The sequence below is a fragment of the Streptococcus sp. HMSC072D07 genome, from assembly GCF_001814835.1.
Lineage (GTDB): Bacteria > Bacillota > Bacilli > Lactobacillales > Streptococcaceae > Streptococcus.
The window spans coordinates 228771-244158 of record NZ_KV818066.1 but is presented as its reverse complement, the minus strand read 5'-3'; the positions used below and the strand labels follow the sequence as shown (position 1 = coordinate 244158).

The following is a 15388-nucleotide window of genomic DNA, read 5'->3' as shown; positions in this document are numbered from 1 at the left end:
TTATCGAAAATCACTCTCTATAAGCTAAATAAAATTACATCAGTATTATAAAATGTAACGCTCAGCTCCTATATTATATTCTATCTTAATTATTATCTTTTATATAACTTATCAATCTTTTACTGACTATACAATAAATTTGAAAATTAGCAATTATTTCTTCATTAAAAAATAAGCCGCCTAATTGGGCGACTTAGTTTTATAGGGAGATTATTATGAAAAAGTTTTAGGAGTTTAAGTTAAGTTCCTCTTAACTTATGAACCTAGTATACCGTCCCTAACTTAAATTTTTCTTAAGTTTTTTGAGAAAGTCAGATTTTTCCATTTTTCTTGCCAATTTTTCTTGGAAAAGCGTTCTTGATAGAGCTTCATTCGGTCCTCATTATCTAGGAAATGAGGAGTTGGGGATACGTGAAAGTTAAAAATATCCTCTAAACCATAAGGCGCAAAGAGCTCCAAAGTTGCGTCTGCATGCAAACGGAGTCCTATCGCTGTACAGCGTTCGGGATACTTACTCATGGCATCACGAGAACTCGTGTAAAGCGCAGTGTGGGGACTGTGCAGATGCATATAGACCTGATTTTTCAACTCCCAATGATATTGAGGGGAATCTTCTCTCAGCTTTTTCTCTATGGATACTGTTTCCTCATAAGAAATATCTGGATCAAAGAAAATCACATCCACATCCGTCTCACGGTCAAAAGGCGATTTGTCTGACAAGAGATTCCAGATGAAATTTCTAACCGAACCCGCTGCCAACCACGAGTCTTTCAGATCAAGATCACGAATGATGGTCAGAATGGTCATCATATCTGGATTTTCTCTAAAAACCTCTAGAATTTCTTGTTCATTTTTCATTGTATTCATAACCTAAATGTTCATATGCCTTAGCAGTTGCCACCCGTCCAGAACGAGTTCGCATGATAAAGCCTTTTTGTATAAGGTAAGGTTCGTACATATCTTCGACTGTCTCACGCTCCTCGGCAATATTAACAGAAAGAGTTCCTAAACCAACTGGACCACCACCGTACATCTCAATCATGGTACGAAGGATTTTTTGGTCTACATAGTCCAAACCTTCATGGTCTACATCTAGCATGGTCAAAGCCTTATCGGTAATAACATCATCGATAACCCCATTTCCCATAATCTGGGCAAAGTCGCGCACGCGCTTGAGGAGACGATTGGCGATACGAGGAGTTCCACGACTGCGTAAGGCCAGCTCAGCAGCTGCCTCATGAGTGATTTCCATCTCAAAAATATCTGCCGTTCGTTCAACAATTTCCGTCAAGTCAGCACGGGCATAGTATTCCATATGACCTGTAATTCCAAAACGTGCCCGCAGAGGATTTGAGAGCATCCCCGCACGTGTCGTAGCCCCAATCAAGGTGAATGGTGGCAAGTCCAAATGAACACTGCGACTGCCCTCTCCAGCCCCAATCATGATGTCAATGTAGAAGTCCTCCATGGCACTATAAAGCACCTCTTCCACCGACATAGGCAAGCGATGAATCTCATCAATAAAGAGAACGTCTCCAGGCTCCAAATCATTCAAAATCGCTACCAGATCCCCCGCTTTTTCAATGACAGGACCTGATGTTTGCTTGAGATTGACACCCAATTCATTGGCAATAACAAAAGCCATGGTCGTTTTCCCCAAACCTGGAGGACCAAATAAAAGAACATGGTCCAGCGCCTCATCACGCATTTTTGCTGCCTCAATAAAGATTTGCAGCTGATCCTTGACCTTATCCTGACCGATATATTCACGTAAATACTGAGGACGGAGGGTACGTTCGACTAACTCCTCATCCCCCATGATTTCATTATCTAAAATTCTACTCATGTTCCTATTATAGCAAAAATCCAGCCTACAAACAAAAAAGCCACCTGATTGGGTGGCTTCTTTAGGGAGATTATTATGAAAAAGAAAAGTTTAGGATTTCATTAAATAAAGGGTACTCAATGAAAATCGAAATCAGACTAGGCAGATAGACGCAAGCATAACTATAGTTAGCTAAGTCGACTCTAACGAAGTATGGTGAGATTTTCGAAGAGTATTAGGAGGTCTTTATTTAATGATTATATAATACACAAGGAGACTTAAAATTCCCTTAATTTTTAAATCAATCACTAACAATTTTCTTTAACAGCTGTTTGACCTGCAATACGTCCAAAAGTAAAGATATCCGTAAGCGAATTTCCTCCTAGACGGTTACCTGCATGGAGTCCACCTGCGACTTCTCCGGCAGCATACAAACCAGGGATAATCTGCCCGTTTTCATTCAAAACGTGTGTTGAAGTATCAATCTTGAGTCCACCCATTGTATGGTGAACGGCTGGTTTTCTCGGTGTTGCGTAAAATGGCGCAACCTCACACTTGAGATCAAAACTACCTTTATTAAATTCAGGATCAAAACCTGCATCTACATAGGAATTGTAATTCTTAATCGTTTCCACTAGAACTTGTGGATTCACACCAATCTGAACCGCCAACTCTTCTATCGTATCTGCACGATAGAGAGTGCCTGCTTTGACTTGGGCATCGATTTTTTCTTGGCTAGTATTGTAGGCTGTTTCCTTGATACGTTCATCTGCGATTAGATAGAACAAGCCTCCATTATCAATCGCCGCTTGAGATAGCTTGTCTCGGCTACCGTACTCATCTACAAAGCGCTTCCCTTCAGTATTTACCATGATGAAGTTTGCTGGAGGAACTTGAAGTCCTGAGAAAAGAGCTCCTGTCACTGGATCGGATACTGGCATCATTTGACTAAAGCCCATACCCACTAAATCTGCACCTACACTTTGCCCTAAAAGAATACCATCTCCTGTTACAGCTGGTGTATTAGATGTAGCAATATCATCTGCAATTTCAGTCCAGTAGGTATTGTATTTTTGTAGCATCTTTGTATTGGCACCAAATCCTCCAGAAGCTAGAACAACGGCATCTGCATTGACAATGATGGTTTGACCATTTCGACCTTCTGCTCTGACACCCTTGACAGCCCCGTCTTTTACAAGCAATTCTTTAACTGGAGAATCTGTCAAAATCTTGCCACCATGTTCTAGAACATATTTTTGTAGGACAGATATAAAGGCATACCCCATTGGTTGAACCGGCTTATGGCCACGACGCCAAAGGGCTCCAACTGGCATTGTCACTTCGCTACGAACAAATTCAACGCCGATGTCTTCCAACCAACGAACAGACTCTAGGGCCCGTTCGGTTAAAACAGAAACCAAATCGTATTGGCCATGAATTTCATTCCCTTGTAAATCTTTTCGTTTCCCACCGATATAGGTTTGGATACGATAGAGCAAGGTAGAATCGAACAAATAGCTCGGGTCCTGCAAATACTGCTCAACCTCAACTTTCAAGGCTCTAAAGTCCTCTAGATATTCTGGATCAATCGTTGATTCATCTGTCGCAATCAATTCTTGAAGCGTATGTGCCTCACCTGGATGAGCTGCGAAGGTTCCTTGCCATGCTGGATCTGGTGCATTCATTGGACCACCTGCACGAACAGTATTTCCTCCAATTGCAGGAAATTTCTCAACAACAATTGGCTTCTTACCAGCTTGTAAGACTGCAGCCGCTGCAGCTAATCCAGCTCCTCCGCCTCCGACGATGACAACATCTGCCTGATAGGTCTTATCTTCTTTATCTAGGGCAGATGGCGCTTTTGAACGCTTCCGTAAAACATCTGGATTTGCACCGGCTTGTTTGACTGCACGCGCAACTCCATCTAAAACACCATTTGAAGTCACAGAAGCTCCTGACACCGCATCAACATTTAATGTTTGCCCCTCAATGATTTCTGCTGGAATACGGGTAAAGACGACATCTGCGATTCCTGAAGATTCTCCAGAAGAATCGATTTCGATTTTTTCAATACGGTCCTCAGAAACCGTTACATCCATCGGTAATTTACCATTATGGCCTTCAGTTGTAACATGGTAAGTCCCCGGTTCAAAGCGAACTTCTTCAGGAAGGTTTAGTTGGTTTGCAACGGATACAAAGCGAAGGAAGCGATAAAAACAACTATCTAGGAAATCAACGGTTCGCTCATCAATCAAATCTCCATTATCATCAAATGCTCGATGCGCTCGACCAAGTAAAAACTCACTACCTGGCATAACTGTTGCATTTACCCCAGGAGCATCCAAAATCTGACGAAGATGAAGTTGGGCTCGTGAAGAACCTTGAATATCGTAAGAAGCTCCGACAATCATTGTCGGCTTTCCGTCTAGCGGATGAATGTTAAAAGACAACCACTCGAGCAAGCTATTCAAACTTGATGGAATCGTATGATTGTGCTCGGGTGTCGAGATAATGACACCATCAGCTTTTGAAATAGCTTGATTAAACTTCTGAATAATAGGTGTATCTGTTTGATCATCTGTTTCATTGAACATTGGTACATCTGTTATCTCTAAAATCTCAATATCCGCTTTCTGAGCAAAATGTCTTTTCATAAATTGCAAGAGGTTGCGATTATAGGATTTTTTTGCATTAGTCCCAACAATAGCTACTAATTTCATGGATTGTTCTCCTTTCTTGAAATACCTATGCTTTCAACCATTCTTCCCAAATGAAAGATTTCTTACGATTTGTATCTTCTGGTTTGACTAAAGCTTTTGTTAATTCAACAAAATTTTGAAACTCTGAAAAATGTTCTTCTAGTTCTGCAACCTTTTCAGGATTGTTCAAATGACACTCATCATCTAGTACTTGCTCAGAATGACCTAGAAAGAACTCTGTACCAGGCATAACTCTCGCTTTAAGCTCCGGCGCATCTAAAATCTGACGTAAATGTGCCTGCGCTCTAGAGGTTCCTAGCAAACCGAGAGAAGCACCGACAATCATAGTTGGTTTGTTGACCAAAGCACGACTGGTATAAGCAATCCACTCCAAAGCAGAGGCCAAAGGTGCTGGTATCGTGTGGTCGTACTCAGGTGTTGAAATAATCACACCATCTGCGGCAAGAATTTTTTCTGAAAAAGCTTGAACTTCAGCTGGCGCTTGCTTGTCCTCAGGTTCGTTAAATGCTGGCAATTGTTTGATTTCCAATACCTCAATGTCGGCTTTATCCGAAAAGTGCTTTTGCATAAATTTCAAGAGTTTCCGATTGGTTGAGCGATCTGAATTGGTTCCAACGATAGCAACTAGTTTCATCTTGGTACCCCTTTTATTTATTTAATCTACTTTCATTATACTACTTTAGAAAATCTTGTAAATCCTTGATAATAAAGACCGTGTTATTCTATCAGATTATCGTACTTTAGTACAAGTTCGTGAAAAAATTAACAAAATATCTTCTTAAACTATTGACCAGCTTCCTTAACTATGATATAGTCTTGGTGAAAAAATATACATTTAAGGAGGATGTTTTTATGAAAGAGACATTCAATCGTTGGAGGATTTTAGTCGCGTCTACAGCCATTCTTCTTTGCACAGGTGCCGTCTATTCCTTTTCTGTTTTTGCCGGACCACTTAGCAGCTCAACAGGCTGGTCCATGTCTGATATTATGTTAGCATTTGCTATCAACTCTGCAATCGGCCCTATCCCCATGATTCTCGGAGGTTATTTAGTTGACAAAGGTTATGTAAAATGGACCATCGCCCTCGGCGCTCTTCTATTTGCTAGCGGATTTTACTTAACCGGCTATGCCAATTCACCAGCCATGCTTTATTTGACCTATGGATTAATGGCCGGGCTTGGTCAAGGTTTTGCCTATTCGGGTGCGCTCTCCAATTCACTTCGTCTCTTCCCTGATAAACGTGGCTTAGCCTCTGGAATTCTGACAGGCGGCATGGGATTTGCCGCAGTCATCGCTTCCCCAGTCGCGAGCAATCTCATTCAACAACAAGATGCCTTCTTTGCTTTTCGTACAATTGGGCTAGTCTATATTGTTGTTATCATCTGTGCAATTTTCTTTATCAAGGCAGCTCCAAGCGGCTACCAACCAGCAGGCTGGAAAGCTCCAGTACAAACTAAGCAAGGACCTACTAATAAAAACTGGAAACAAATGCTACAAAGTCCTCTGTTTTACATTATCATTAGCATGTTCTTTGTTGGCGCCTTTTCTGGTTTGATGATTGCCTCTCAAGCATCACCAATCGGTCAATCAATGTTTGGACTCTCTGCTGGTACTGCAGCTCTCTATGTCTCTCTTTATTCAATCGCAAACTCTAGTGGTCGTTTTATCTGGGGATCACTTTCTGATAAAATCGGTCGTTCAAAGACCTTATTGATTATTTATTCTGTCATTGTCCTAGCTTTATTCTCCCTAACTATCGTCCCTGGTCAACTCGGGTTTACCTTAGGAATTATTGGACTTGGTATCTGCTTTGGCGGTGTTATGGGGGTCTTCCCATCTATCGTCATGGAAAATTACGGTCCTGCAAATCAAGGAGTCAACTACGGTATCGTCTTCACTGGATATTCTTTAGCAGCATTTTTCGCTCCCAAAGTCGCAGTTCAAATGGCAATGGCTAATGATGGAAATTATAGTGTAGCTTTTTATGTTGCTATTGCTTTAGCCTTCATTGGACTTATGCTTACTATTTTTTATATGAAAAAGAAAGCTTAAAACTCGAAAACTTCCTAGATAAGGAAGTTTTTTTGGTATAATAAAAGTAGTAATAGAATATTGGGAGGATTTACCATGGCAGACCGTTCACGTTTCTTACGAGATAACCCATCTGACTTCCCATATGATTTTGAAAAACAAATCTTATCCAAAACATCTCCTGACACAATCTATCATTGTCATCCTGAGCTAGAGATTATTTATGTTACAAAGGGTTCTGCCATCGTTCATATCAACTCAGAACGCTTTGAAAGTCGTGAAGGAGATATTTTTCTTATCCAACCGACCTCTCTCCATGCTATCTATTCTCACAAAGATCAAGAACTATTTTCTACCAGCTTTCGGATTCATCTAGATTATCTTGGGAGAAGTCAAATTGACAGCTTTAGCCAACGCTATATCCAACCCCTCCACTCTGGTCACTTTTGCCTCACTCCTCAAATATCACCAGGCGATAAGGCCTATGATCAAATTCAATCCTGCCTTCTTTCCCTTTTTTCTATCCTTGAAGAAAAAGGCATATACTACGATCTACTCATAAAATCTAAACTATACGAATTGCTTCATCTTCTCTTTAAGTATAGATACGTTAATCGACACTATACAGATGATACCTACCAAAAATACCAAAAACTAAAAGAAGTGATTTGCTACCTTGAACAGCACTACTCAGAAGCCATTCATATTGAGCAACTGGCTGCAACATTTGGATATAGTAAAAATCACTTTATGAGTATTTTCAAGCAACATACTGGAGCCAGTTGTATGGACTACCTGCTCCAGTTACGTCTTGAGAAATCCTGTGAGAAACTCGTCCAAACCAACCTCAGTATTCAAGAAATTGCAAGCCAGGTCGGTTTCACCAACCTTTCAAACTTCAACCGTCAATTTAAGCAGCACTATTACCTAACACCTAGACAGTATCGAAATCAACAACTAAAAAAGAAAACATAATTCTTTCTCCTTAGTCTTTTCTAAGGAGTTTTTTCAAACAAAAAAGCCACCTGATTGGGTGGCCTCTTTAGGGAGATTATTATGAAAAAGAAAAGTTTAGGATTTCATTAAATAAAGTTAGGAGGTCTTTATTTAATGATTATATGATACAAGATGAATCTTAAAGCTAACTTAACTTTTTCTCTGATTTATCATTTTTTTAAAAAATTCTTTTCAAATGGAATTTTCCTCTCCAAGCCATAAAAAAGCCACCTGATTGGGTGACTTCTTTAGGAGATTATGATGAAAAAGAAAAGTTTGGGATTTCATTAAATAAAGTTAGGAGGTCTTTATCTAATAACTATATAATACACGAGGAGACTTAAACTTTACTTAAGAAAAAATATTTTTTTATCTTTTTCTATCCACCCAAATCATTCCTGTACAGTCATAAGTAGATAAGGTTTCAAATCCCAGAGATCGATAGAATCCCAAGGTTTTTTCTGTCTGATCGGTCACTAGTTGGACTTGATAGGCATCTTTGTAATCACCTAAAGCCTCTTTCATCAAGTCGCTACCAATCCCTTGGCGTTGATAGCTAGGCAAAACGATCAAATCCTGGACAAAAATCGATGAAAAACCATCTCCGACTAAACGGACCAAGCCCACCACAGCATCACCATCAAGTGCTAGATAAATCGCTAATGAGTGAGACAAGGCCTTCTCCAACATCTGAGGTTGATGTGTATAATTTGTCCATCCAACTGCCTGATAGAGATGCAAAACATCCTCTAGCTTGACGATTTCTTGCTTTCTAATAGTTATCATCCCAACACCTCTTAGAATTCTCTCAAGCTCTTGTACTGCCGTCCATTTTTATCAAAATTTTCAGGAGCCAACCATGTTTCCAAACGAGCTTTAACTTGAGGCCAGTCCTTATCAATCATAGCGAGCCAATCCGTATCCCTCGTGCGCCCCTTATAAACAACTGCCTGGCGGAAGGTGCCTTCATAGATAAAGCCCAAACGTTCCGCAGCTCGTCTTGATGGCAGATTTAGAGCATCGCATTTCCACTCATAGCGACGATAGTTAAGCTCTTCAAAAACATAGCGAGCTAGGAGATATTGAGCCTCTGTCCCTATACGTGTTCCCCTGAGTTCTGGAGAAAAAGTGACAGCTCCCACTTCTATTACTCGGTTATTCTGGTCAATGCGCATGAGAGAAAAAGTTCCCAAAGCCTTACCAGTTGCCTTGTCTATAATCACGTAGTAAAAACGGTCCTTACGAGCCAACATCTGATTTAAGACGGTAACCAGTTCCTCCATATCTGCCACTGGTTCCTGAAAGAGATAGGTCCACATCTCCCGAGGAGTATCCGGACCATAAACAGCTAATAAATCCTCCGCATGCTTTTCCACCGAAAGAGCCTCTATCCGAGCGTAGCGCCCTTCTAAGAAATCAATGGAAGGCAATTCACCTGGTGTATAACCTTCCATTGACTCACCAATTATCTGACCATATTCATTTACTGGCATTGTTTTTCTCCTTGTTTTACGCTAAAAATAATATATCATAATTTGCTCTATATGGAAACTGGTGCTCTCCTCAAACCTCATCCTCAACACTACATTAGTGATTTGTTTTCTTTCTTTTATCTTCTAAGGCTTGATTAATTCGTTGGGTGAGCTTGTGAGTTTGCCAGATCTGGTACAACCATATCAGTCCATAAATTAATAAGAAAAAGAACCAAAGCAAGGGACTCAACAATGCCGAACCCCAGCCAAAAAATAGGTAGGTCAATACTAAAATAGTAGCTGTCGCTAACAAATGAACTCCTACACGCATACTATAAGCAAGAAACTCTAGCCTTTCAAGGATTAAAGTCAATACCCCCATAATTCCACTCATCAAAAACAAAGCTAGAATATTTTTTGTCGTTGGTGCGGGATAGGTAATACCTGAATAAAACTGAGCCAATAACACCAAACTCAAATAAACAAAGGAGGCCGTACGCATTCCCGATACAAAATAAGCAATCAATCGCTTCATGATTTTCTCCTATAAACCTAGATAATCCATTAAGGACTTAACGTATTTCCGACTCACACTCGATTTGAGACCCCGAGTCATCTTAGCCATCATGTTCCCTGAAAAGCTATCCGATAATGACTCTAAATGGTCAATGTTTATAACTGAATGACGTGATATCTGTATAAAGTTACGTCGATTAATTCGATTCTGAAAGTTTGTTAATGTTTCCTTAGTTTTATAAATCCCATCTACCGTATAAATGGTCAACAAATTCTTATCGATATCTGCTAGAATAAGATCCTCAATTTTCACCATAACCAGATGATCATCCGTTCGAATAGGAATGACCACCTGATTGGTCGTTGAAAATTGTTCTAAATACTCCATGACCTCTCTTGCTTGGTCGGTTAACTGAGCTGCCTGAATTAAAATGTGTGGGTCTTTTTCTGAAAACTCTGTCTTCATTTCAAAACGAATCTTCATTTTCTCTCCAATACATCTTTATTTTCTCTTGCTAAACACTTTAACAAATAAAAGCCAAAGAAGAATAGCGATGAGACTGATAATAACCACTATAAAGTATGTTTCTTCCTTTGTCAATAGTTCTTGCCAGTTGATTTGGATTCCCATTTTTTCTTGAAATTCCTGTAACAGACTGTTATTTCCTGAAAATGCGATCTCTAATCGCTCTTTCATCAAGACTTGTCGATAGAGAGAAGCAATATAAGTTGCAGGGGTACACTTCATGATAATCTGTGCAAAATCAGGTAATACTCCAATGGGGATATAAGTTCCTACTAAAAATCCAGAGGCAGTTCCCACTATCGTTGCCAGTTTACCAAGGCTATCTACAGATTGAAAACGGTAAATCAAGAGAACATTTACCAAACTTGAAAGCAGACTGCTTAACAACATAATCAAAGCAATTTCCGGTAAATGGCTGATAACTGGGCTCTCTTTAAAATAAAAACTCATAACAGCATACATAAATATCTGCATGACAAAAGAAATAACAATACTACTGATCAGATAGGAGGCCTGTAAGCCCCAGTTGCCTAAATCTGTCAAGAAAAGATCTTGATTCACTTGATTTTCGCGATCCTGTACCATTTGTTTAAGAGCCGTAAAACTGGTTGTCATCCCAGTCACAGCCAAAGTCCCACCCATCAGCCAGTTGTTTAAAAGGTTCGTACTATTAGGGAGTTGGGACCAAGAATCTGTCAAATTCTTCTGCAAAAAAATGATATAAAGGAGGAAGGAAATCAATGCCCCCAATAATGAGAAAAATACTCCCGAACGATTACGAAAATATAAGATAAAATTCCGTTTTAATAAAGCTAGCATTAGCGGACCTCTCTTCCTGTAAGTGCAATAAAGGCATCATCCATAGTACCCGAACGAAACTCAAAAGAATCAATTTTTTCTCGAACTTTTGCCAAATATTCAATGGCCTCCTGTGACGTCCTTGGATAAAAAAGATATTCCATCTCATTTTCTTCCTCGACTGTCATTCCAGTCTGTAGCAATTTTTCTAGATCCTTCATTTCCTTAAAACGAATTTTTAGAATATTAGATGCATACTGACTTTTAATAGCAGTCGCAGAACCTTGCGCAATCACTTTCCCATGATCAACGATATAGATCTGATCCGCTTCATCCGCTTCATCCAGATAATGAGTCGTTAAGATAATAGTCATCCCTTCATCCTTTTGTAGTCGATACAGTAGATCCCAGATGGATTTGCGAGTTTGAATATCAAGACCTGTCGTTGGTTCATCCAAGAAAAGAATATCTGGTCGCGAAAGAAGAGCACGCGCAATATCAACCCGACGTTTTTGCCCACCTGACAAAGTCCCATATAGTTGTTTCTGGAAAGCAGTCAAACCCAGTTGATGAATCAAATCATCCACACGACTTGCCGCAATCTCCTTATATTGTTGAGCACGAATCGTGAGATTTTCCCTAACCGTCAACATCTCATCCAGTACACTAGCTTGAAAAACCACTCCGATTTTCGTATTTGGCGCATATCGAATCTGACCTTGTGTCGGCTTTTTCAAACCGATTAACATGGAAATGGTGGTTGATTTCCCTGCACCATTGGGTCCCAAAATAGCATTGAAACTTCCTTTTTCAAACTCTAACTGAATATCATCGACAGCCATATGATTGCCGTACCGTTTAGTCAAATGTTTAGTTTGTAAAATCATATTTTTTCCTCCTCTTAACCACACTAGTTTAACAAAAAGAATGAAAGAAAAATCGACTTTTGAGATAAGCAGTTAAAATGAAAGGCCAAGTGGTAAAATAATGGGGGTTAAATTAAAGTGGTGCAGGCTGCAACCGTTTTTCTACCATCGAATCACTAGAGGATGTTGAAAAACACTTATAACCATACATTATAATTTTAAACATACGCTATAAAAGAGATGTTTTATAGCATCCGGCAGAAAAATCCAGGAGTCAATAGTATTGTTCTCGCTAAACCAAACAATAAAAAATGAATCAGAAATCATGGCACGCACTCCCTTCTAGTAAAATGAAAATGCTGAATGGGGCAGGATTGAATTTGAAGCAAGCAAGTATGGTCCTGAATTTGAAACTGCCATTAACGATAAGTCTATCTATTAGGAAAGAAATCTTCAATACAAGCAAAAACAGCTCTTGTTATCCAAGAAGAGCTGTTCTATTTTATGAAAGAGAGAGTCACTAGTGCCCCTTGTGCTTCTCTCTACGTTTTTGCTGTTTGCGTTCAAATTTCTCTTGCTTGAGCAATTGCTTTTGGAGACTGGACTGTTGTTTTGAATGCTTTTTTCGTTCCTCATACTGCAACTGTAAAAGCTCTTGTGACTTAGAAGAAACTTTCTGCTTCACCTGTTTCTTTACAGCTCGCTGCAGACGCTTCGGATTCTTAATCTTCACATGCTGTTTGACTGTTGCCTCTGGACTAAAAGATAACCGAACAAACTGAGTCTGTAAAAGTTTCAAAATTTCATCCTCTTTTGGTTCCTGACCAAATGTCACTCGACAAACTTGATAAGTTCCCTCATACTCTTGTTCAAACAATCCATGCCAAAATCCATCTTCAAAATAAACTGTCAAGCCAATTGAAACGATTTCCACGACAGCACCTCCTTAAATCTATCCCTAAGAATGGACAACCAAGGAGGAAGGTTACTGATAGGCTTGCCTACGTCTGGACTACCAACCAGAACTGTGTTTTTATCTTAGTTGGGACTATTATAGCATAATCCAATTTAAAAATCCTCCAGATTCTACTCTGAAGGATTCCTATCTTATTTCACAACGATATTAACCAATTTATTAGGTACTGCAATCACCTTCACGATTTCCTTGCCATCAATCTCCACTTTGACTTTTTCGTCAGCCAGAGCAATTTCTTGCAATTCTTCACGTGAGAGGTCTTTAGCGACCATGAGTTTGGCACGGACTTTTCCTTTGATTTGGACGACGATTTCGATTTCGTCTTCAACCAATTTGCTTTCGTCCCAAGTTGGCCAAGCTACATAAGAGATGGACTCACCTGTTGCAGCAACTGTTTGCCAGAGTTCTTCTGCCAAGTGAGGTGCAAATGGGGCAATCAATTGGATAAAACCTTTGGCGTAGTCCACATAGAGTTTGTCTTCCTTGTTGGCAGCGTTGACAAAGACCATGAGTTGGGCAATGGCTGTGTTGAATTTCATGGATTCGATTTGCTCAGTGACAGATTTGACTGTTTCATTGTAGACCTTGTCAAGAGCACCATTATTTTCCGCGACAATTTCTTTACTTGTAATCAAACGGTAAACACGGTCAAGGAATTTACGGCTTCCTTCCAGACCTTCCTCAGACCAAGCGATGGAAGCGTCAAGTGGCCCCATGAACATTTCATAAACACGAAGGGTATCGGCACCATATTGTTCCACCACATCGTCTGGGTTAACAACGTTCTTGAGGGATTTAGACATCTTGGCTGGTGCTTGCTCCAACTCTTCTCCTGTTTCCACATGGAAGAAAGAACCGTCACGTTTTTCAACCTTATCAGTCGCTACAAGAGCTCCACGGTGGTCACGGTAGCTTGTTCCCAAAATCATTCCTTGGTTAAAGAGTTTTTGGAATGGTTCCTTAGTCGGAACAACACCGAGGTCATAGAGGAATTTGTGCCAGAAACGAGCGTAAAGCAAGTGAAGAACGGCATGCTCCGCACCACCTACGTAGATATCTACTGGCAACCATTGTTTGAGGAGGTCCTCATCAGCCAATTTCTCAGTATTGTGTGGATCGATATAGCGGAGGTAGTACCAACTTGAACCAGCCCATTGTGGCATGGTGTTGGTTTCACGACGACCTTTAACACCATCTTCACGCGTCACTTCAAGCCAGTCGGTCAAGTTAGCCAATGGGCTTTCCCCAGTACCTGAAGGGCGGATATCCTTGGTGACTGGCAAGACAAGTGGCAATTCACTTTCAGGAACAGCTGTTGAAGTCCCATCTTCCCAATGAATGATTGGGATTGGCTCACCCCAGTAACGTTGACGGCTAAAGAGCCAGTCGCGGAGACGGTAGGTAACCTTCTCTTGTCCACAACCTTTCTCTTCCAACCAAGCCACAATCTTAGCAATAGCCTCTTCTTTGTTAAGTCCATCTAGGAAGTCCGAATTGACATGAAGCCCATCTTCAGTATAAGCAGCTTCTGCCACATTACCACCTTCAAGCACTTCTACGATTGGAAGACCAAACTGTTTGGCAAATTCCCAGTCACGTTGGTCGTGGGCTGGCACAGCCATGACAGCACCTGTTCCATAACTTGCAAGAACATAGTCGGCAATCCAGATTGGGATTTCTTTACCATTGACAGGGTTGATAGCATAAGCTCCAGTCCAAACCCCTGTTTTTTCCTTGGCAAGGTCTGTACGAGCCAAGTCAGACTTGAGGCTGGCTTGGTGTTTATAGTCTGCAACTGCGTCAGCTTGCTCTGGACTTGTGATAGCGTCAACCAAGTCATGCTCAGGAGCCAAGACAGTGAAAGTCGCACCGAAAAGAGTGTCCGGACGAGTCGTAAAGACGGTGAATTCCTTGTCTGTTCCCTTAACTTTAAAGGTTACATTGGCACCAGTTGATTTACCAATCCAGTTGCGTTGCATATCCTTGATAGATTCTGGCCAATCCAACTCATCCAAGTCATTAAGCAATCGCTCTGCATAGGCCGTGATTTTAAGCATCCATTGACGCATCGGTTTGCGGACAACGGGATAGCCTCCACGCTCAGAGGTCCCGTCAGGAAGGACTTCTTCATTAGCGATGGCTGTTCCCAACTCTTCAACCCAGTTTACAGGGACTTCAGCTTCATAGGCCAAGCCTTTTTCGTAAAGCTTGGTGAAAATCCACTGCGTCCACTTGTAGTAGTTTGGATCTGTGGTGTTGACTTCACGATCCCAGTCGTAAGAGAATCCAAGCGCATTGATTTGGCGTTTGAAGTTGGCAATATTTTCCGCCGTAAATTCTGCTGGGTCATTCCCTGTATCCATAGCGTATTGCTCTGCAGGCAATCCAAAGGCATCCCAACCCATTGGGTGAAGAACATTGTAGCCTTGCGCACGTTTGTAACGGCTGAGAATATCCGTTGCTGTATAACCTTCTGGGTGTCCTACGTGCAATCCGGCTCCTGAAGGATAAGGGAACATGTCGAGAGCATAAAACTTCGGTTTTGAAGCATCTGTTCCTGTCTTAAATGTATGATGTTGGGCCCAATAGCCCTGCCACTTGGGCTCAATTTCTTTATGATTGTAAAAACTCATGCTATTTCTCCAATTTTATGATGTTACTA

The 15388-nt window shown here is 40.7% G+C and carries 14 protein-coding genes; 2 read left to right on the top strand and 12 right to left on the bottom strand.

The window, feature by feature from the left end:
• Positions 1 to 282: 282 nt before the first annotated feature.
• The 4 genes from HMPREF2991_RS06095 to HMPREF2991_RS06080 all read right to left on the bottom strand — a co-directional run bounded on the left by HMPREF2991_RS06095 (position 283) and on the right by HMPREF2991_RS06080 (position 5179).
• A complete protein-coding gene (locus tag HMPREF2991_RS06095; RefSeq protein WP_070569305.1) occupies positions 283 to 867 on the bottom strand; it encodes a nucleotidyltransferase family protein in 585 nt (194 codons plus the stop codon).
• On the bottom strand, positions 848 to 1846 hold the full coding sequence (gene ruvB / locus HMPREF2991_RS06090; RefSeq protein ID WP_083303907.1) for a Holliday junction branch migration DNA helicase RuvB: 999 nt from the start codon (positions 1844 to 1846) through the stop codon (positions 848 to 850). Before ruvB ends, HMPREF2991_RS06095 begins: the two co-directional genes overlap by 20 nt.
• 287 nt (positions 1847 to 2133) lie before the next feature.
• The gene (locus tag HMPREF2991_RS06085; protein WP_070569307.1) at positions 2134 to 4545 is read right to left on the bottom strand and encodes a flavocytochrome c; all 2412 of its coding nucleotides are present in this window, start codon (positions 4543 to 4545) and stop codon (positions 2134 to 2136) included.
• Positions 4546 to 4570: 25 nt separating this feature from the next.
• Positions 4571 to 5179 carry an NADPH-dependent FMN reductase gene (locus HMPREF2991_RS06080; protein WP_000779601.1) on the bottom strand — a complete coding sequence of 203 codons (609 nt, stop codon included), beginning with the start codon at positions 5177 to 5179 and terminating at the stop codon, positions 4571 to 4573.
• A gap of 218 nt (positions 5180 to 5397) precedes the next feature.
• On the opposite strand from HMPREF2991_RS06080, the gene HMPREF2991_RS06075 reads away from it, so the two are divergent.
• Both HMPREF2991_RS06075 and HMPREF2991_RS06070 read left to right on the top strand, forming a co-directional pair.
• Positions 5398 to 6597, top strand: a complete 1200-nt coding sequence (locus tag HMPREF2991_RS06075) for an L-lactate MFS transporter (protein ID WP_070569309.1) — start codon at positions 5398 to 5400, stop codon at positions 6595 to 6597.
• 75 nt (positions 6598 to 6672) lie between these two features.
• Positions 6673 to 7551, top strand: a complete 879-nt coding sequence (locus HMPREF2991_RS06070) for an AraC family transcriptional regulator (RefSeq protein ID WP_070569312.1) — start codon at positions 6673 to 6675, stop codon at positions 7549 to 7551.
• Positions 7552 to 7941: 390 nt separating this feature from the next.
• Here HMPREF2991_RS06070 and HMPREF2991_RS06065 read toward each other — a convergent pair whose 3' ends face one another.
• The 8 genes from HMPREF2991_RS06065 to leuS form a co-directional block, all read right to left on the bottom strand.
• Positions 7942 to 8358, bottom strand: a complete 417-nt coding sequence (locus HMPREF2991_RS06065; protein WP_042902985.1) for a GNAT family N-acetyltransferase — start codon at positions 8356 to 8358, stop codon at positions 7942 to 7944.
• Positions 8359 to 8369: 11 nt separating this feature from the next.
• Positions 8370 to 9065 carry a GNAT family N-acetyltransferase gene (locus HMPREF2991_RS06060; RefSeq protein ID WP_042902986.1) on the bottom strand — a complete coding sequence of 232 codons (696 nt, stop codon included), beginning with the start codon at positions 9063 to 9065 and terminating at the stop codon, positions 8370 to 8372.
• 94 nt (positions 9066 to 9159) lie between these two features.
• A complete protein-coding gene (locus HMPREF2991_RS06055) occupies positions 9160 to 9579 on the bottom strand; it encodes a DUF3021 domain-containing protein (protein ID WP_000825486.1) in 420 nt (139 codons plus the stop codon).
• Between the two features lie 9 nt (positions 9580 to 9588).
• A complete protein-coding gene (locus HMPREF2991_RS06050; RefSeq protein WP_000701939.1) occupies positions 9589 to 10044 on the bottom strand; it encodes a LytTR family DNA-binding domain-containing protein in 456 nt (151 codons plus the stop codon).
• Between the two features lie 18 nt (positions 10045 to 10062).
• Positions 10063 to 10905, bottom strand: coding sequence for an ABC transporter permease (locus tag HMPREF2991_RS06045; protein WP_044021459.1), 843 nt, complete (start codon positions 10903 to 10905; stop codon positions 10063 to 10065).
• Positions 10905 to 11771, bottom strand: coding sequence for an ABC transporter ATP-binding protein (locus HMPREF2991_RS06040; protein ID WP_044021460.1), 867 nt, complete (start codon positions 11769 to 11771; stop codon positions 10905 to 10907). The genes HMPREF2991_RS06045 and HMPREF2991_RS06040 overlap by 1 nt, the downstream gene beginning before the upstream one ends.
• A 499-nt stretch (positions 11772 to 12270) precedes the next feature.
• The gene (locus tag HMPREF2991_RS06035) at positions 12271 to 12684 is read right to left on the bottom strand and encodes a YjdF family protein (RefSeq protein WP_070569314.1); all 414 of its coding nucleotides are present in this window, start codon (positions 12682 to 12684) and stop codon (positions 12271 to 12273) included.
• 173 nt (positions 12685 to 12857) lie between these two features.
• The gene (gene leuS, locus HMPREF2991_RS06030; protein ID WP_070569317.1) at positions 12858 to 15359 is read right to left on the bottom strand and encodes a leucine--tRNA ligase; all 2502 of its coding nucleotides are present in this window, start codon (positions 15357 to 15359) and stop codon (positions 12858 to 12860) included.
• Positions 15360 to 15388: the final 29 nt, after the last annotated feature.